The sequence below is a fragment of the Geodermatophilus sp. FMUSA9-8 genome (assembly GCF_037034165.1).
Lineage (GTDB): Bacteria > Actinomycetota > Actinomycetes > Mycobacteriales > Geodermatophilaceae > Geodermatophilus > Geodermatophilus nigrescens.
Genome location: NZ_JBAGKE010000010.1, coordinates 17090 through 34924 on the forward strand (window position 1 = coordinate 17090; position 17835 = coordinate 34924).

19 protein-coding genes are annotated in these 17835 nt (G+C 76.1%); 6 read left to right on the top strand and 13 right to left on the bottom strand.

Features of this window, described 5'->3' with window-relative positions; genetic code table 11:
- Positions 1 to 13: 13 nt before the first annotated feature.
- The 6 genes from bluB to WA616_RS19085 form a co-directional block, all read right to left on the bottom strand.
- Positions 14 to 1744 (bottom strand): 5,6-dimethylbenzimidazole synthase, encoded by a 1731-nt coding sequence (gene bluB / locus WA616_RS19060; RefSeq protein ID WP_336032363.1) that lies wholly within the window; start codon positions 1742 to 1744, stop codon positions 14 to 16.
- On the bottom strand, positions 1741 to 2058 hold the full coding sequence (locus WA616_RS19065; RefSeq protein ID WP_336032365.1) for an MmcQ/YjbR family DNA-binding protein: 318 nt from the start codon (positions 2056 to 2058) through the stop codon (positions 1741 to 1743). Before WA616_RS19065 ends, bluB begins: the two co-directional genes overlap by 4 nt.
- Positions 2055 to 2453 (bottom strand): VOC family protein, encoded by a 399-nt coding sequence (locus tag WA616_RS19070; RefSeq protein ID WP_336032368.1) that lies wholly within the window; start codon positions 2451 to 2453, stop codon positions 2055 to 2057. Before WA616_RS19070 ends, WA616_RS19065 begins: the two co-directional genes overlap by 4 nt.
- On the bottom strand, positions 2450 to 3283 hold the full coding sequence (locus WA616_RS19075; RefSeq protein ID WP_336032370.1) for a helix-turn-helix domain-containing protein: 834 nt from the start codon (positions 3281 to 3283) through the stop codon (positions 2450 to 2452). The genes WA616_RS19070 and WA616_RS19075 overlap by 4 nt, the downstream gene beginning before the upstream one ends.
- Positions 3284 to 3380: 97 nt before the next feature.
- Complete coding sequence (locus WA616_RS19080; protein ID WP_336032373.1) at positions 3381 to 3743, bottom strand: DUF4190 domain-containing protein; 363 nt, start codon at positions 3741 to 3743, stop codon at positions 3381 to 3383.
- A gap of 156 nt (positions 3744 to 3899) precedes the next feature.
- Entirely contained in the window at positions 3900 to 4781 is an 882-nt protein-coding gene (locus tag WA616_RS19085; protein WP_336032375.1) for an alpha/beta fold hydrolase, read from the bottom strand.
- Positions 4782 to 4846: 65 nt separating this feature from the next.
- Here WA616_RS19085 and WA616_RS19090 point away from each other — a divergent pair, with 65 nt between their 5' ends.
- Positions 4847 to 6577, top strand: coding sequence for a helicase (locus WA616_RS19090; protein WP_336032377.1), 1731 nt, complete (start codon positions 4847 to 4849; stop codon positions 6575 to 6577).
- Positions 6578 to 6598: 21 nt separating this feature from the next.
- Here the strand turns inward: WA616_RS19090 and WA616_RS19095 are convergent, their stop codons facing one another.
- Positions 6599 to 7207, bottom strand: a complete 609-nt coding sequence (locus WA616_RS19095; protein WP_073422759.1) for a maleylpyruvate isomerase family mycothiol-dependent enzyme — start codon at positions 7205 to 7207, stop codon at positions 6599 to 6601.
- A 134-nt stretch (positions 7208 to 7341) separates the two neighbouring features.
- Here WA616_RS19095 and WA616_RS19100 point away from each other — a divergent pair, with 134 nt between their 5' ends.
- Positions 7342 to 7719: a hypothetical protein gene (locus WA616_RS19100; protein ID WP_083629050.1), complete on the top strand. Its 378-nt coding sequence runs from the start codon at positions 7342 to 7344 to the stop codon at positions 7717 to 7719.
- Between the two features lie 13 nt (positions 7720 to 7732).
- On the opposite strand, the gene WA616_RS19105 is transcribed toward WA616_RS19100, so the two are convergent.
- From WA616_RS19105 to WA616_RS19115, 3 genes are all read right to left on the bottom strand, one after another.
- A complete protein-coding gene (locus WA616_RS19105) occupies positions 7733 to 9289 on the bottom strand; it encodes a flotillin family protein (protein ID WP_336032381.1) in 1557 nt (518 codons plus the stop codon).
- Entirely contained in the window at positions 9286 to 9840 is a 555-nt protein-coding gene (locus WA616_RS19110; protein WP_336032383.1) for an NfeD family protein, read from the bottom strand. Before WA616_RS19110 ends, WA616_RS19105 begins: the two co-directional genes overlap by 4 nt.
- Positions 9841 to 9951: 111 nt before the next feature.
- Positions 9952 to 10779, bottom strand: a complete 828-nt coding sequence (locus tag WA616_RS19115; protein WP_336032386.1) for an alpha/beta fold hydrolase — start codon at positions 10777 to 10779, stop codon at positions 9952 to 9954.
- Positions 10780 to 10836: 57 nt separating this feature from the next.
- On the opposite strand from WA616_RS19115, the gene WA616_RS19120 reads away from it, so the two are divergent.
- From WA616_RS19120 to WA616_RS19130, 3 genes are all read left to right on the top strand, one after another.
- A complete protein-coding gene (locus WA616_RS19120; protein ID WP_336032387.1) occupies positions 10837 to 12186 on the top strand; it encodes a DNA polymerase IV in 1350 nt (449 codons plus the stop codon).
- A gap of 317 nt (positions 12187 to 12503) precedes the next feature.
- The gene (locus tag WA616_RS19125; RefSeq protein WP_336032388.1) at positions 12504 to 13712 is read left to right on the top strand and encodes a hypothetical protein; all 1209 of its coding nucleotides are present in this window, start codon (positions 12504 to 12506) and stop codon (positions 13710 to 13712) included.
- A 248-nt stretch (positions 13713 to 13960) separates the two neighbouring features.
- Positions 13961 to 14548 (top strand): class I SAM-dependent methyltransferase, encoded by a 588-nt coding sequence (locus tag WA616_RS19130; protein WP_336032390.1) that lies wholly within the window; start codon positions 13961 to 13963, stop codon positions 14546 to 14548.
- 6 nt (positions 14549 to 14554) lie between these two features.
- Here the strand turns inward: WA616_RS19130 and WA616_RS19135 are convergent, their stop codons facing one another.
- From WA616_RS19135 to WA616_RS19145, 3 genes are all read right to left on the bottom strand, one after another.
- Positions 14555 to 14818: a hypothetical protein gene (locus tag WA616_RS19135; protein ID WP_073422038.1), complete on the bottom strand. Its 264-nt coding sequence runs from the start codon at positions 14816 to 14818 to the stop codon at positions 14555 to 14557.
- A 130-nt stretch (positions 14819 to 14948) separates the two neighbouring features.
- The gene (locus tag WA616_RS19140; protein WP_336032392.1) at positions 14949 to 15347 is read right to left on the bottom strand and encodes a DUF6188 family protein; all 399 of its coding nucleotides are present in this window, start codon (positions 15345 to 15347) and stop codon (positions 14949 to 14951) included.
- Positions 15348 to 15419: 72 nt separating this feature from the next.
- A complete protein-coding gene (locus WA616_RS19145; RefSeq protein WP_336032394.1) occupies positions 15420 to 16601 on the bottom strand; it encodes a PucR family transcriptional regulator in 1182 nt (393 codons plus the stop codon).
- A 103-nt stretch (positions 16602 to 16704) separates the two neighbouring features.
- Here WA616_RS19145 and WA616_RS19150 point away from each other — a divergent pair, with 103 nt between their 5' ends.
- On the top strand, positions 16705 to 17805 hold the full coding sequence (locus tag WA616_RS19150; protein WP_336032396.1) for a ferredoxin reductase: 1101 nt from the start codon (positions 16705 to 16707) through the stop codon (positions 17803 to 17805).
- The last annotated feature ends 30 nt before the right edge of the window (positions 17806 to 17835 follow it).

Here is a 17835-nt window from a genome sequence, read left to right on the forward strand (position 1 = left end):
TGGCGACCCGGTGTCACCCCACGCGGGCGGTGGCGCGGCGGATCCGCAGCCCGTCGAGCAGCAGGCCCGCGGCCAGCGCGGCGCCGGCGCCCTCCCCGGCGCGCAGCCGCAGGTCCAGCAGCGGCTCGAGCCCGAGCGCCTGCAGCACCAGCTCGTGCCCGCGCTCGCGGCTGCGCTGCCCGGCCACCAGGCAGGCCTGCGCGGCGGGCTCGAGCAGGACGGCGGCCAGCGCGGCCACCGAGACGGCGAACCCGTCGAGGACCACCGGCGTGCCGGCCGCGGCGGCGCCGAGGACGACTCCGGCGAGCACGGTGAGCTCCGGGCCGCCGAGCTCGGCCAGCGCGCGCTCCGGCGCGAGCCCGCTGCCCGCCCGGCGGAGCGCCCCGGCCACCACGGCGCGCTTGCGCTCCAGCACCGCGCTGTCGGCGCCGGCGCCCAGGCCGGTGACCTCGGCCGGGTCGGCGCCGAGCAGGCCGGCGGCGAGCGCGGCGGCCACGGTCGTGTTGGCCACCCCGACCTCGCCGAGCGCGAGCAGGCCCTCGGGCGCGGGCAGGCCGTCGCGGGCGCCGAGGTCGCGCCCGGCGGCGAGCAGCCGCTCGACGTCGGCGGGCGTCAGGGCGGGCGCCGAGGCGAGGTCGCCGCGCGGGCCGGCGGGGCGGGCGGCCACCGCGCCGGGCAGCGGGCCGCCGTCCACCCCGGCGTCGACGACGACCGTCGTCAGCCCGGCCGCGGCCGCCGCGGTGGCGCCCACCGAGGTGCCGGCCACCGCGGCGCGAGCGACGTCGCGGGTGACGTGCCCGCCGTAGGCGGAGACGCCGAGCGCGGCGACCGGGTGGTCGGCGGCGGCGAGCACGAGCGTCCCCGCGGAGACGTCGCCGCGGCCGAGCGCCACGAGGCGGTCGACCGCGCGGTCGAGGACGCCGAGCGAGCCGGGCGGGGTGAGCAGCCGGTCGGCCTCGTCCCGGGCGCCGACGACGGCCTCGCGGCCGGGCGCGCGCAGGTGCGAGGGCGGCGCGGCGGGACCGCCGTCGTCGGCCGGCCAGCGGTCCTCGACGACGACGGACTCCAGCGGCAGCCGCCGCGACCAGCCGGCCCGCTCCAGCCCCGGCGCGGGCGGGCGCTCGTCGGGCCAGCCCAGGCACAGCCAGCCGAGGGTGGCCACGCCGTCGGGGAGGCCGACCAGCCCGGCCAGCTCCTCGGGGCGGAACAGCGTCACCCAGCCCATGCCCAGGCCCTCGGCACGGGCGGCCAGCCACAGGTTCTGGATGGCCGCCGCACAGCTCCACAGGTCGGCGTCGGGGAAGGTGGCGCGGCCGAGCACCCCGGCGGCGGGGGTGCGCCGGTCGCAGCACACGACGATCCCCAGCGGCGCCTCCCGCACGCCCTCCAGCTGCAGGTCGAGCAGCCGGCGGGCGGCGTCGGGCTCCAGCTGCGCGGCCTGGCGCAGCCGCTCGCGGTCGGTGAGGACGGCGGCCCGGTCGCGGGTGGCCGGGTCGCGGACGACGACGAACCGCCAGGGCTGGCTGTGCCCGACCGAGGGCGCCGCGTGCCCTGCGGCCAGCACCCGGCGCAGCACGTCGTCGGGCACCGGGTCGGGCCGGTAGCGGCGGACGTCGCGGCGCGCGGCGACGACGGCGTAGAGGCCGCCGGCGTGCTCGGGCAGAGCCCAGGCCGCCGGGTCGCCGGCCCGCTCGGCGGCGGAGGTGGCGTCGCCGATCACCGGCACGGGCCGCGGGTACGTCACGGCCGCTGCTTCCGCAGCCGGGCGGGGGCGCGGCGGGTCCAGGCCTCCTCCAGGAGGTCGGCCACGAGCGCCTCGTCGGCCGCGGTGAGGTCGACCTGCACGCCGGACAGGCGCTCCCCCCACCACAGCGGCGAGACCGCGCCGCCCTCGGCCGCGCGCGCCTCCGACTCCCCGACCATGACGTTGAGGATGCCCGGTGCCCACAGCGTGGCGAGCACGGCGGTCCCCAGCCGGAAGGACGGGCGGCCGTGGTGGTCGGCCTCGGTGACCTCCGGCAGGGCGAGGGCGAGCGCCCGGACCTGCTCCTCCGTCACGCCCGCGGCGCTCCCGGGTAGTCGCCGACGCTCCAGGCGTTGCCCTCGGGGTCGCGCACGCTGAACTCACGGCCGCCGTGGCCCGGCTCGTGCAGCGGCCGGAGCACCTCGGCGCCCGCGGCCGCGACCCGCTCCCACACGGCCTCGACGTCGTCGGTGACCAGGTAGGCGCCCGTGCTGCCGGGGCGGACGGGCCAGCCGCCGTCGTCGTCGCGGACGGAGCCGAGCATGACGCCGCCGCCGGGCGGCCAGGCGAGCTCGGCGTGGGCGATCCGGTCCCCGTCGGGGACGACGAGGGTCTCGGTGAAGCCGAGGACGTCGACCAGCCAGCGGACGAGGGCGGGGGCGTCGGCGGCGCGGAAGGCGGGCCAGACGGTGGGCGGTGGGGGAGTCATGCGGCCGACCCTGGCCCCCGGGCCGCGGCGGTGTCTTGGACGAATCCGAACTCCGCGGCCAGCCAGCGCAGCGGGGAGAGGCCCGTGAGGGCCCGCCACTCGCGGGTGAGGTGGGCCTGGTCGGCGTAGCCGGCCCACGCGGCGAGCCCGGCGAGACCGGGCCGCGGGGTGGCCGCCAGGGCCCGGCGGGCGCGGTCGAAGCGGACCACCCGCGCGGCCTCCTTGGGCGCGAGCCCGGTCTCGGCGCGGAACCGGGTGGTCAGGTGCCGCTCGGACCAGCCGACCCGGCGGGCGACGTCGGCCACGCGCAGCCGCCCACCGGACGCCAGCGTCAGCCGCCAGGCCTCGGCCACCTCGGGGGCGGGGTCGCCGTCGCCGGCCGCGCGGCGCAGCACGTCCTCGGCGGCGGCGAAGCGCTCCGGCCAGGTCCGCGCGGCGCGGACCCGCTCGACGAGCTCGGTGCTGCCCAGGACGTCGGCGGGGTCGACGTCGAGGGCGGCGAGCTCGCCGGCTGGCACGCCGAGCAGCCGGCGGGCGCCGAGCGGGGTCAGCGAGAGCTGGACGCCCGCCTGGCTCCCGGGGTGCCGGATCAGCGCCGGGGTGGTGTGCAGGCCGCCGAGCAGCGCGTCGTAGCGGCCGGGCGCCTGGGCGGGGTCGGGGTGGGCGGCGACGTCGAGCGGGTCGTCGAGGGTGACGACGAGCGTCAGCGTGGGGGAGGGGAGCCCGCGGTGGGTGCCCGGCGCCAGGCCGCGCTGCTCGTAGCCGACGGCGTCGGCGACCAGCCCGCGCAGCGCCGGGTGCGGCCGGTGCGGGACGAACGTGCTGGTCACCGGGCCAGGATGGCACCGGCCCCCGACACCGGCCAGGCCCCGACGGGGTGCACTCCGGCGGGCGTTCCCGCGGGAACGCCCCGGGACCGGGCGGCGCTCAGACGGTGGAGGCGACGCCCGCGAGGACCGCGAGGGCGAAGAAGCCCACGCCCACCCAGCCCAGGACGATGCCGGCGATCGCCATCCCGTCACCGCTCTCGCCGCGTTCGCGGATCTGGCTGCGCGCGATGTAGCCGAAGACGAGAGCCAGGATGCTCCCGATCCAGTACAGCCAGAGGATCCCCAGCACCATCGACGCGACGGCGAGGCCGTTGGTGCGCCGCGGCGGAACGGGGTAGCCGTATCCGTACCCGTAGGGCGGGTGGTGGCCGGGTCCGTACGGGCCCGGCGGCGGCCCGTAGGCCGGCGGCGGCGTGCCCTGCTGACCGGCGCCGGACCCCGGCGCCCCCCACTGCGTCACGTGCGTCCTCTCCGTTCCGGAACCGACGCGCCCCGGTCCCGCTCCCGGGGACGGTACGGATCCGCACGCCTCCGGGGCGGTTCCGCCACCCCGGAGGGGTCGGTCCTCGACTGCGTCCAGGCCCTGCTACTCGTCCTCGACTGCGTCGAGGCCCTGCTAGTCATCCTCGACTGCGTCGAGGCCCTGCAACTCATCCTCGACTGCGTCGAGGAAGCGCCGGACCGTCTCCAGGAACACCTCGGGCTGCTCGGAGTGCACCCAGTGCCCGGCGTTCTTCACCTTCACCAGCCGGGTGGAGGGGAACAGCGCGTCCATCCGGTCCCGGTCCCCGGGCAGCACGTAGTGGCTGTTCGCGCCGGCGACCCACAGCACCGGCCCGTCGAAGGTGGCGCCCGGCGGCGGCTCGGGGAAGCCGCGCAGCTCGCCGAGGTCGCGCTCGAGGGTCTCCAGGTTCAGCCGCCACCGCCAGCGGCCGGAGCCCACCCCCTCCCGGACCAGGCTCTGCAGCAGGAACGAGCGCACCATCGTGCTCGGCACCGCCTCGCGCAGCGCCCGGTCGGCGTCCTCCCGGGTGCGCAGCGCGCCGAGGTCGACCGCCCGCATCGCCGCGATGTAGGCCTCGAAGGGCGAGGCCTCCTCGTCGGGGTCGTCGGTGCGCCCGCCGGTCAGCGGGTACTCCACCGGGGCGATGTCGACGACGACCAGGCCGCGCAGCAGCTCCGGCCGGCGCAGCGCCAGCGTCATCGCCACCTTGCCGCCCATCGAGTGCCCGACCAGCGTCACCGGCTCCCCGTAGGAGGCCAGCTCGTCGGCCAGCAGCCCGGCCATGTCCACGTAGTCGACCCGGTCGGTCCACGGCGAGTGCCCGTGGTTGGGCAGGTCGAGCAGCGTCACCCGGTGCCCGCCGGCCAGGCCCTTCGCGATCGTCGTCCAGTTCTTGCCCTGGCCGAACAGGCCGTGCACGAACACCACGCGCGGGCCGGCCTCGCCGACGGTGCGCCCGGCGAGCCGCTCGTCGGAGGTCGCATCGGCGGTCACCCGGCGATTCCACCAGATCCGCGGGCGACGGCGACCTACCGTGCCGGGGACCAGAGGAGGTCCCCGTGCCCGGACGACGTCGCGCCGCCACCACGACCACGCGCCGGACGACAGGCCGATCGACGACGAAGCGGCGGACGACGGCCCGCCGGCCCGCGGCGCCCGACCTGCCCACCGCGGGCCCCGGCGAGCGGGTGTGGGTGCTCGCCGTGCCGTTCCGCGCGCCCGCCCCGGGCGCCGTCTGGCACCCCGGTCTGCAGGCGCACGTGTGGGTGGGCGCTCGGCTGCCCGCGGCGCTGGCGCCCTACGACCCGCCGCCGTACACCCTCGAGCGGTACCTGGAGGACGAGCTCAACGACGCGCCGCGCCCGCTGCCGGAGGGCCGGCCGATGGTGCCGCGCGAGGAGCAGTGCACCGGTGCGGAGGCCGTCGTCGCCTCCGCCGCGGCCGGGCACCGGGTGTTCCTGCTCGGCGACGACCCCGGCGTCGGCAAGACCGGCACCGCCGTCCTCGCCGCGCGGGAGATCTGCGAGATGCGCGGCGGCGAGCGAGTGCTCGTCGTCGCCGACCGCCCGGCGGCCATCACCATCCCGCACTGGACCCGCTCGATCGCCGGCTTCGGCGACGGCGGCCTGCGCTGGTGCGTCACCACGTGGGACCGGCTGGCGAAGGTGGCGGGGCTGGAGTTCGACGTCGTCGTCGCGGACGAGGCGCACATGGTCCGGCACACGACGACGCAGCGCTGGAAGCACTGGAAGGCGGTCTCCGGCGGCGGGCGCGTCAAGGACGTCCCGTTCGTCGTCGCCGCCACCGCCACCCCGGCGCACACCCCGCTGGAGCTGCCCTACCTGGCGCCGCAGTTCGCCCAGGTGCACGGCGAGCCGCTGCGCGCCTGGGCCGACCTGCCCGCCAAGCTCGCCGAGCACGGGTTCCACGTGGAACGCGGCCGCTACGGCTGGGCGTGGACCGAGGACGCCGACGCCCGCCGGGCCGACCTCGCCCGGCTGCAGGGCTGGCTCGCGGGCGGGAGAGGCCCGGCCGACCCGCCCGCCACGCTGCACCGGCCGGCGCCCTGGGGCCCCGTGTCGGTGACCGGCACGCCGGTCGCGCTCACCCCCGCCGAGCAGGCCGCCTACGAGTCGGAGTGGCAGGAGTTCCGCGCCGAGATGCAGCTGGCGCGGCGGGCCCGGCAGAGCGCCCGCGGCCGCGCCGCGCTGCTGCGGTTCCGGCAGAAGGCGGGGCTGATCCGCGCGCAGGCGACGGTCGACTGGGTGCGCGCCCAGGTGGAGGCCGAGCGGCAGGTGGCGGTGTCGGTGGAGTTCGTGGAGACGGCGGCCGACCCCATCCGCGAGGCGCTGCTGGACTCCGGCGTCGCGGTCGCGTCGATCTACGGGCGCGACCGGTTCGACGTCGAGGCCGAGCGGCTGCGCTTCCAGACCGGCGAGGCGCCGGTGTGCGTGTTCACCGTGACCGCCTCCATCAGCCTGCACGCCGGCGAGCTGCTGCCCAGCGGCACGACGGCGTCGTCCACCCCGCGGGTCGGGCTGTTCCACCAGCCGCGGTTCTCCGGGATCCAGGCCCGCCAGGTCACCGGCCGCACCCACCGCGACGGGCAGGTCAGCCCGTGGCGGGTGGCCTACGCGGAGGGGACGGTCGAGGAGCAGGTGGCCCGGGTGATGGTCGAGCGGCTGGCGGTCAGCGGGTCGACGGCGGGCGCGGACACCTCGGCGCTGCAGGAGATCGCCGAGCTCCTCGACGCCGACTGGCTGCCGCCCGCCGCGCTCACCGAGGGCTGAGCGCGGCGGGCGGGTCGGAGCTCAGCGGCGGGGGAGTGCCCGGCCGTCGGGGAGCGTGCGGCCGGCGAGCAGCGCCACGAGCGACCCGCCGTCCGCCCGGACGGCGTCCCCGCTGCCCCACGCCCAGCCGGTGTCGGATGACTCCAGCCGGACGCCGGCCAGGTCGACGCCGAACCAGGCGCCCTCCGCGGCGGTGACGGCGTCGAGGACGGCGGCCACGGCGTCGGCCGGCGCCACCGGCGGCCGGCCGAGCGCGACGGTGACGTCGAGGGAGTGGACGACGGCGTGGCTCAGCGCACCGGTCGCGCCACCGCCGGGCGGCTGCCACGCGTGCAGGACCGGCGAACGCAGCGCACCGAGGAGATCGGCGGCCGGCAGGGCGGCGTCACGGGCCGCGACGGTGTCGGACAGGACGCCGAAGTCGCCGCGCGCGGCCGCCATCTCTGCGCCGAACTGCTCCGGCGACAGCCGCGCCGGCATGGTCACGTGCGCCACCAGGTGCCGGACCTGCCAGCCCGCGCACAGCGTCGGGGCGTCCCAGGTCGCGGGCTCGGCGTCGAGCACGCCTGCCAGCCCCTCGTACGTCCGCCCCACCCACGCCGCCACGTCGCGTCCGTCCACGTCGGTCATCGTCCCTCCTCCGTCCGCCCGGGTCCGGGCGCCGGGAGGGAGACGTCCGCCGGGGCCGGGACTCATCGGTCCGGTCGCGGACGGGACGCCCGGCGCTTCCCCCGGCGACACCCCCGGCCACTAGCCTGCCGCCCGTGATCTTGGTTGCCGCCGTCGTCGGCGTCGTCCTGCTCGCCGCCCTCGCGGTCTTCCAGCTGGCGCTGGTCGGCGGGGCGCCGCTGGGGCGCTTCGCGTGGGGCGGGCAGCACGTCGTCCTGCCGCCGCGGCTCCGCGTGGGCAGCGCGGTGTCGATCGGGGTCTACGGCGTGGTCGCGCTGCTCCTGCTGCAGGCGGCCGGCGCCGTCGACCTGCTGCCCGGCGGCGTGGTCGACGTCGCCATGTGGGTGCTGACCGGGTACTTCGCGCTCGGCGTGGCGCTCAACGCGATCTCCCGCAGCCGCCCCGAGCGGCTGGTGATGACGCCGGTCGCGCTGGCCCTCGCCGTCGTCTGCCTGCTGCTCGCCCTCCGCTGAGCCCGCCGGGCGCTCAGCGGAGGCGCGGCGCCCCGTCGAGGCCGCCGTCGACGGCGCCGGTGCCGTCGCCGTCCGCGGAGACCACCGGGATGCGGGTGACCCCGTCGCCGCCCGCGCCCGACAGCCGACGCAGGAGCGCGGTGACGTCGAGGCCGGTCAGGTCGCCGGACAGCTGCAGCCCCTGGGCCACGTTGCTCGCGACCGAGCGGCTCAGCGCCGTGGCGCCGTCCGTGGAGATGACCGTCATCTTGTCCACCGCCGACAGCGGGGCCGACGCCGCGCCGATGACGTCGGGCAGCACCTTAACCAGCAGGTCCAGGATCGCCGCCTCGCCGTAGCGGTCGAAGGCCTCGGCGCGCGCGTCCATCGCGGTCGCCTCGGCCTGCCCGCGGGCCAGGATCGCCGCGGCCTCGGCGGTGCCCTCGCGCTCGACGGCGTCGGCGACGGCCTGCCGGCGCAGCTTCTCCGCCTCACCGCGCTTGGCGCCCTCGATCGCCTCGGCCTCGGCCAGCGCCGAGCGGCGCGCCCGCTCGCCCTCACCGGAGAGCTTGGCCTGCTCGGCGACGGCCTGGGCCTTGGCGATGGTGGCCTGACGGTCGGCGTCGGCGGCGAGGATGGCGGCGTTCTTGCGGGCCTCGGCCTCCTGCTCGACCTTGTAGCGCTGCGCGTCGGCGGGACGGCGGACCTGCGTGTCGAGCTGCCGCTCGGTCAGCGCCGCGGTGCGCACGGCGACCTTCTCCTGCTCGCTGAGGATCGCCTGGTCCTGCGCGGCCTGGGCCAGCGGCCCGGCGGCCGCCGCCTTCGCCTTGGCGGCGTCGGTCTCCGCGCTGATCTCGGCCTGCCGCAGCGCCAGCTGCCGCTGGGCCACGGCGATCGCCTCGTCCGCGAGCAGCTGCTCCTGCTGCGCGGCCTGCCGGGCGCGCGCCTCGGCGATGGAGGCCTCCTTGAGCACGCGCGCGGCCTCGGGGCGGCCGAGGTCGGCGAGGTAGGTGCCCTCGGCCTGGATGTCCTGCAGCTGGAAGGTGTCGAGCACCAGGCCCTGGCCGGTGAGCGAGGACTCGGCCTCCTCGGCGACGGCGGAGGCGAAGGCGGCGCGGTCGCGGATGATCTCCTCGATCGTCAGCCGGCCCACGATCGAGCGCAGTGCACCGGCGAGCACCTCCGAGGTGAAGGTGTCGATGCCCTGCTGCTGGTTGAGGAAGCGCTGCGCGGCCGCGCGGATGGCGCCCTCGCTGCCGCCGACCTTGACGATCGCGACGCCCTCGAGGTCGCACTTGACGCCCTGCTTGGACACCGCGCCCCGGATGCCGACCGGGATCCGGCGGCTGGACAGGTCCATCGTGTGCAGCTTCTGGACCACCGGCAGCACGAAGACGCTCGCGCCCATGACGACCTTCTGGCCGGAGCTGTCCCGGGAGACGATCCCGGTCGGGTCGGTGACCTGCCGGCCCTGCCGCCCGGTGACGATGAAGGCCTGGTTGGGCCCGGCCACCTTGATGCGGCTGAGCACGAACAGCACCAGGACGACGACGAGGACGGCGGCGCCGCCGAGGGCGATCAGCAGGGTCATGCGGGACCTCCGAGGTCGGGGAGGGGGTCGGGCGCGGTGGAGACGACGTGGACGGCGGTCTCGCTGAGCGCCTCGACGACGTAGACGGGGGTGCCGGCCGGCAGCGGGACGTCGCTGCGGGCGGTGTACTTGAGGCCCTGGCCGGCCAGCTGCAGCCGGACCTCGCCGTAGCCGCCCGCCGGCACCGCCGAGACGACGACGCCCTGCGCGCCGGCGAGGTGGTCGCGGGTGAGCGTCTCGGTGGTCGGCATGTCGCGCAGCGCGCGGGACAGTCGGTAGGCGCCCCAGGCCAGCGGGAGCGCGGCGACGGCGCCGACGAGCAGCGCGAGGGCGACGGTCGGCGCGGTGGACAGGTCCTCCGGCAGCAGCGCGACGGCGGCCGCCCCGCCGAACCCGACGCCGCCGAGCAGCGCGGCGACGACCTCCAGCGAGACCGGGCCGTCGGCGTCCGCGGCGCCCAGGTGGGCGATCTCGCCGGCCACCAGCGACAGCACCAGCAGCGCCACACCGATCCCGCCCACGACGAGGAAGGCGGTGGCGACGGCGTCCACGGGCCTCCTCCGGTCGTCGTCGGTGGACCTGCAGCCTCACAGCCCGCGCGACGATGATCAACAGGTTCTGGCACGGGGCGGTGCCGGTTCACCCGGACGGACCGCCCGCGCTCAGCGGAGGAACTCGGTGAGCACCCGTTCGGCGCCGGCGGGGAGGGTGTGGTGGGTGGCGCCGGGCAGCGTGACGACGCCCGCGCGCGGCATGAGCCGGCCGGCGTTGCGGGCGACCTGGCGGGGGTCCTGCGCCCGCCCGTCCCCGGCGACGACGACGAGCGTGGGCACGGTCAGCCCCGCCAGCCGGGCCGGGTCGGGACGGCGGGTGCGCACGGGCGCCGCCGTCGGCACCTCGGCGCCGAGCGCCGCGACGTCGAGCCACGCGTCGTCCACCGGCCGGCCGCCGGTCTCCCAGCGCACCAGCGCCCGCATGCGGGCGGCGCTGGGCCGGGTCAGCACCGGGACGGCGTGCAGCAGGTAGCCGGGGGAGAAGCCGGCGAAGGTGGTGGTCGGGTCGACCAGCCCGAGGCGGCGCACCCGGGCGGGCCGGTCGAGCGCGAGGGCGAGCGCCTGCCAGCCGCCGTAGCTGTGCCCGGCCAGGTCGACGGCGCCCAGACCCAGCCCGTCGAGCACCTCGGCCAGCCAGTCGGCGACGTCGTCGGCGCTGGTGAGCGGGGTCGTGGCGGGGCTGCGTCCGGCGTCACCCACCGGGTCGACGACGTGCACGCGGCGCACCGCGGCCAGCAGCCGCATCGCGCCCGACCAGGCCAGCGCGGTGGCGCCACCGCCGGGCAGCAGCACCAGCGGGGGAGCCGAGGCCGCGCCGCTGACGAGCACGTGGGTGCGGCCGAACCGCGTGCCGACGTCGACCGGGCGGACCGGCACCGGCCAGCGGGCGAGCGCCGCGTCGTAGGCGGTCTCGAACGCGGCCCGCCGGTCCCCCATGCGCGGAGCCTGCCGGGTGCGCGACACCCCGGCAACGGACGGGGGAGGATCGACGGCGTGCGGCGGGAGGCGAGCGTCCTGCACCTGGACCTGGACGCGTTCTTCGCCGCCGTCGAGCAGCGCGACAAGCCCTCGCTGCAGGGGCGGCCGGTGGTCGTCGGCGGCACCGGCGGGCGCGGCGTCGTCGCGACGGCGTCCTACGAGGCGCGGGCCTACGGGGCCCGCTCGGCGATGTCGACGGCGGAGGCCCGCCGCCGCTGCCCGCCCGGGACGGCGTTCCTCGGCGGCCGGTTCGGCGCCTACCGGCGGACCTCGGACGTCGTCATGGCGCTGCTGCGCGAGCTGTCGCCCCTGGTGGAGCCGGTGTCGATCGACGAGGCTTACGTCGACCTCGCGGCCGGCGACCACGACCTGTCCGTCGACGGCGTCACCGCGCTGGCCCGCGCGCTCAAGGAGCGGATCGCCGAGGCCACCGGCGGGGTGACCGGCTCGGTCGGCATCGGCAGCTCCAAGCTCATGGCGAAGATCGCGTCCGACCTCGACAAGCCCGACGGCCTCGTCGTCGTCCCGCCGGGCTCCGAGCTCGACGTGCTGCACCCGCTGCCGGTGACCCGGCTCGGCGGCGTCGGCCCGGCCACCGCCGAGCGGCTGCGGCAGGTGGGCGTGCGCACGGTGGCCGACCTGGCGGCGAAGACGCTCCCCGACCTGGTCACCCTCGCCGGGCGGGCGCACGGCAGCGGGCTGTACCAGCTGGCGCGGGCGGAGGACGACCGGCCGGTGGTGGCCGAGCGGGGGGCCAAGTCGGTGTCCCAGGAGTCGACCTTCGAGCGCGACCTGACCGACCTCGCGGAGCTCGGCCGGCTCATCGACTCGATGGCCGCCCGCGTGGGCGACCGGCTGCGCGGCTCGGCGCTGTCGGGGCGCACGGTCACCCTCAAGCTGCGCCGCTACGACTTCACGACGATGACCCGCTCGCAGACGCTGCCCCAGCCCACCGACGACGCCCGGCAGGTCGCCTCGATCGCGCGGCGGCTGCTCGCCGAGGCCGGCACCGGCGGCGGGCTGCGGCTGATCGGCGTCGGCGTCTCGGGGCTGTCGCAGTACGCGCAGGGCGACCTCTTCGCGGAGGAGCCGGCGACCGCCGAGGAGGCCCTGGACGACGACGTCGTCGAGGCCCCCGAGGCCCCGCCGCCGCCCGCGGACCGGCGCTGGTGGCCGGGGCAGGACGTCGTCCACGACGAGCTCGGCGCCGGCTGGGTGTGGGGGCGCGGGCTGGGCCGGGTGACGGTGCGCTTCGAGGGGCCGCGGACGCCGCCCGGGCCCGTCCGCACGCTCGCCGCGGACGACCCGGCCCTGCACCCCGGTGACCCGCCGGAGTGGCGGGCGGCGGTGCGCGCCGCCGACTGACGCGGGAACCGGGTCAGCCTCGCGACCTGCGGTTTAACCTTGCGCGACGGGCTTCCGGATCGCCTGCGGCGCCGGCCTCACCCGCGTCGTGCTCGACCCCCAAGGGCTGCCCCTCGACGTCGGCCGCACCCAGCGGATCGTCCCGCCGCACATTCACCGCGCTGCCGAGTTGCGCGACGCCGACTACGTGTTCGCCGGCTGCGAGGCCCCGACTTGGTTCTGCGACGTCCACTACCTAATCCACTGGGCGCAGGGCGCCCCGGCCAGCCTCGGCAATGTCAGACATACCTAGGCCATCTCGTCCTATGCTGCGAAGCATGGCGACCTTTGGTGGTCTCTCGCTGGAAGCCTCCGCGAGTCTGGCGGGAGCGGTGTTACTCCTGCGGAACGCGGCCGAGGAGTCCGTGACTGCAACAGTTGCGCCGGGCATTGAGGTCCAAATTGCTGAGGGCGCTCGAATCGTCGTAGTTCGGGGACTAACCGCTCAAGACGCGGCCGCCGTAATTTCAATTGCCCCCGAGATGGCGAACCGAGCACTGGACCTTGTTTCGATGCGCGGGACTGTTACTAGCACACTAGAGGACCCTAGCTCCTTTCACGTCGCATGGTGGGAGGACGCGGGCTCCCGGATTGTCCGGCTCTGGTCAAGGTTGACGATGACCATGACGTTGCGCGCCGCCGGCATAGGTGGAGGTGTCACGGCGCCTGTTCCGCAGCCAATCTGGCATGAGAGCATGCGCTACTTCAGGATGTCGCAGGCTACAGACGACCAGTTCGACGCGTTCAGGAACGTGTTTCTCGGCCTTGAGTCGATCCTTGACCTTATTGATCCTTGGATTAAGGGGGACCGTGAGACCGACTGGATACTGACGGCGCTGCGCAATGCTTCGTCACGGGTCAATCTGCAGGACTACCTGCATACTCCCGCGAGCGATCCCCCTGACGCCATATTCCAAGAGCTTTACCGAACGATCCGTACCGCGATCTTTCACGCCAAAGCAGGCCGCCGTGTCCTGCTACCACAGGTCGAAAGTGACCGAAGCATCGTCGCTGACGCTACGCCGCGCTATGCCCGGCTCTATCTTGACCTGGCCGAAAAGGTGCTCGGCTCGAAGTTTGCTGGTGGTGCCGGCGGCGGAATGACGGCGGCGACCTCGCAGCTGATGGTCGATGCAGCGACACAGAACCTTAATTTAGCCATGACAGACGATCCCACGGTCGCCGAGAGCAGCGACACGACACTGTCGCCACTAGGTAACCCGACGCTATCGCTGCCCACAAGTCGAACGATTCACAGCGTTGGACCGTATTTCGCCACGCTCACCGCCGAAACAGATGTGCCAACAGTCCTCGACACTATGTCACACATCCACCGATACGGTGCATTGATGTCCGATGGTCAGCTGGCGATTGTTGAGAAACTAGAAGGGGGACTCGACCCGTCAGGGTTTGACAGACTCGAAGTGGCCATTGCGGTTCGCGCACGCAACGGCGGCGCGGGGCTTAAGCGGGAGTACGTAACGTAACTCTCCATGACCGCTTGGGGCTGCGGGTCGGGACGACTCCGCCCTACTCTGCGAGCGCCACCACACAACGGTTAATTACGGGTACCGCGTGCAACGCATCGACGACCGGTGGCGCACCTGGCGGGCCGACGGCACCGAAGTCCTCATGGCCACCACCCGCCTGCGCGCCTAACCGCACGGCCCGACCGGCCGCCGTCCCCCGGGTCGGCGGCCCGGGTACGGCCGGCGGGCGTGCGAGGGTGGACGGCGTGACCGAGAACGTCTGGGTGCGGATGACGCAGGCCGATCCCGGCCACTCGGCCGCCTACGTGCAGCGCTTCCGCGACCTCGCCGCCGGCGGGATGGACATCGTTGGGGAGGCCCGGCTGGTCGACGCGATGCTGCCCCGCGGCGCGCGGGTGCTCGACGCCGGCTGCGGGCCCGGCCGGGTGGGCGGGCACCTCGCCGCGGTGGGTCACGACGTCGTCGGCGTCGACGTCGACCCGGTGCTGATCGCGGCCGCCGAGCAGGACCACCCGGGCGCGCGGTGGCTGGTCGGCGACCTCGCGGAGCTCGACCTGCCCGACCGCTTCGACGTCGTCGTGTGCGCCGGCAACGTGGTGACCTTCCTGGCGCCCTCGACGCGGGTGGAGGTGCTGCGGCGCTTCCGTGCCCACCTCGCCGACGGCGGCCGGGCGGTGGTCGGCTTCGGTGCCGGGCGCGACTACGCCTTCGACGCCTTCCTCGACGACGCCCGCGCCGCCGGCCTGGAGCCCGACGTGCTGCTGTCGAGCTGGCACCTGCACGCGTTCACCGCGGACTCGGACTTCCTGGTCGCGGTGCTGCGCCCCTCGTGAGCCCGGTCAGCTGACCTCGGCGAGCCACCCGACGACCCGCAGGTCGCCGTCGAGGTGGACGACGAGCGTCTGCCCGTCGGCGCCGCGCAGGTGCGCCTCGAACAGGCCGTCGCCGTCGACCTCCAGCCACTCGATGGTCGCGCCGGGGTGGTCGGCGAGGGCGGCGGCGGCCACCTCCACGGCGACGTCGGCGGTGAGCTCCGGCGGGAGGGACGGGCGCGGACGGCGGACCCAGGCGTGCCGGCCGACGGTCTCGTGGGTGCGGTTCATGGCGGACCTCCTCGCTGCCCGCGGCGCCGGGGCGGTGCCGCGATGGGTCCGACACTCGCGGCCCGGCCTGGCAGGACCCTGTGCGCGGCGTGCCAGTTCGCCGCGACCCGTCGGCCGGCACCTGCCGCGCTCAGGGCCGCGGGCGGGCACCCCAGATGGCCAGCCCGCCACCGGGCATGCAGACGACCTTCGCCCCGCCCGGACCGTCGTAGGTCCAGGCCTCGTACGAGGGGTCCGGCGCGCACCGCAGCCTCGTCGGCCCCACGGTGAACGACAGGGCGCCCGTCACGTCGACGCCCGCATCGCGGGCCGTGGTCCGCAGCCAGGGATGCAGGAGCGCGACGCCGTCGAGGGTCGTCGGCTCGACCCGGGGGCCTGACCGGCCGGCGACCGCCACCGGGCACGCGAGCGTCAGCAGCGAGCCGTCGTCGAGGACCACCTGGACGTCACCGACGCCGACGCGCACCTGGTCGGCCGACCGCCCCTCCAGCGACCGCAGCAGCCGGTCGGCCTCCTCGACGTCGCCCACGCGGTCAGGGTGCCAGTCCGTCCTCGTCGCGTTCAGGGCGCTCGACTCCGGACGGCGGCCCGGAGCCGGGCGTCAGCGGGCGCCGAGGGCGAGGGTCAGCTCGAGCACCGTCTTGGGGTCGTCGAGGCGGGCGCCGTAGAGCTCACGGAGCTGGCCCATCCGGTAGCGGACCGTCTGCGGGTGCACGAACAGCTCGGCGGCCACCTGCTCGCGGCGGCCGTGGTGCAGCAGCCACGAGCGCAGCGTCTCCAGGAGCTTCTCCCGCGGCCCGGGACCGAGCTCGTCGAGCGGCGCCAGCACCTGCGCGCGCAGGTCGGCCAGCGCCTCGCCGTCGGCCCGCAGCACCAGGTCGGCCAGCCGGACCTCGGTGTCCACCGGCGCCTCGCCGTCGGGGAGCAGGCCCAGCTGCAGCGCCCGGAGCGCCCGCGAGTAGGAGGAGCGGGTGTCCTGCCACGGCCGCGCCGGGCCGACGACGGCGCCCCGGCCGGTCAGCGAGGACAGCAGCGCCGCCCGCGCGAAGCCCTCGGCGTCGGGGACGAGCAGCACCGCCCGCTCGGAGGAGGCCTCGGCGCCGGGCACGTCCTCGCCGGCCTGCAGCGTGCGTGCGTCGAGCACCCCGAGGGCACCGCGGGCGTCAGCCTCGGGCACCAGCACCGCGGTGAGGGTGCGCGGCGGCGTCCAGTCCGCGCGCTCGGCGGCGACGGTCAGCTCGTACGCGGGCGCGCCGGTGAGGAGCAGCTCCGCGAGGCGCTCGAGGTGGCGCCGCCGCACCCGGCCGCTGGCGGCGAGGTGGTCGGCGTGGCCGGACGCGCTCGCCGCCGACAGCCGGTCGATGTAGGCGAACACCAGCTCGGCGAAGCGGGCGAGCGACCCCGCGGGCATGCCCGCCGCCACCGCCGTCGCGCTCAGGTGCCGCCACGCCACGCGGGCGCCCACCCGGTAGGCGGCCAGCAGGGCGTCCATCGACCGGCCGGTGCGCGCCTCCCCGCGGCCCAGCGAGTAGGCGCCCTCGATGGCGGGGTCGATCGGCCGGCTGGCGTCGACACCCCCGGCCGACGTCGCCAGCTCGAGGAACCCGGCGAGCGCGAGCTGCACGGCGTTCTCGATCTTGCGACCCATGGGCCCGCGGAACGCCTCGGCGTAGCTCGGCACCTCGACGACGATCGCCGCCACCGTCCGCTCGGCGACCGCCGGCAGCTCGGCCATCACGGCCGCCGCGACGTCCGCCGCGAACGTCTCCTGCTGGACCGTCACGTGACCTCCTCGTGACCTCACTTGTTCGCCGGGAACAGTATCCGCGTCCACGTTCACGTCGAGAGCACAGGTGATTGCGCGACCCGCAGGGAACAGTGGATGTATGACCGCGACCGTTCCGCGCCCTTCCCCGGCCCGGCCGGCCCTCAGGGCGCTGCGCGACCGCGCGCTGCGCCTCGCCGAGCTCGTCACCACGCCCCTGCTGCCCGCCGACTACCTCGACCTGATCGACCCGCTGCGGTCCGGCGCCGCCCTGCGCGGGCGCATCGAGGCGGTCCTGCCCGAGACGCGCGACGCCGCCACCGTCGTCATCCGGCCCGGCGCCGACTGGCAGCCGCACCGGCCCGGCCAGTACGTGCGGATCGGCATCGACGTCGACGGCGTCCGCATGTGGCGCGCGTACTCGATCACCTCCGACCTCGGCCGCACCGACGGCTGCTTCACGGTCACGGTCAAGGCCATCCCCGGCGGCAAGGTCAGCAACCACCTCGTCCGCCGCGCGGAGCCGGGCACCGTCGTCCAGCTCGACCAGGCCACCGGCGAGTTCTGCCTGCCCGCCCAGCTGCCGGCCAAGGCGCTGTTCGTCACCGCCGGCTCCGGGATCACCCCGGTCATGGGCATCCTGCGCAACCACCCCGAGCTCTCCGACGTCGTCCTCGTGCACTCCGCCCCCACCGCCGACGACGTCGTCTTCGGCGCCGAGCTGCGGCAGCTGGCCGCCGACGGCCGGATCCGGCTGGTCGAGCAGCACACCGACACCGCCGGGATGCTCGACGCCGCCGCGATCGCCGCGCTCGTCCCCGACCACGCCGAGCGCGCCACCTGGGCGTGCGGGCCGGTCGGCATGCTCGAGGCGCTGGAGGAGCACTGGGCCGCCGCCGGCCTCTCCGACCGGCTCTACACCGAGCGTTTCCGCCCGAAGGTGCTGGTCGCCGGCGAGGGCGGCACGGTCACCTTCACGGGGAACGGGACGTCGCTCGAGGCCGACGGGGCCACCCCGATCCTCGACGCCGCCGAGGAGGCCGGCGTCCTCATGCCCAGCGGCTGCCGCATGGGCATCTGCTACGGCTGCGTCCTCCCGCTGCGCGAGGGCGCCGTCCGCGACCTGCGCACCGGCGAGGTGACCACCGCCGCCCCGGGCGACGGCGTCCTCGTCCAGACCTGCATCAGCGCCGCCGCCGGCGCCTGCGACATCGACCACTGAGCAGGACCCGGCTCACAGACCACCGACCCC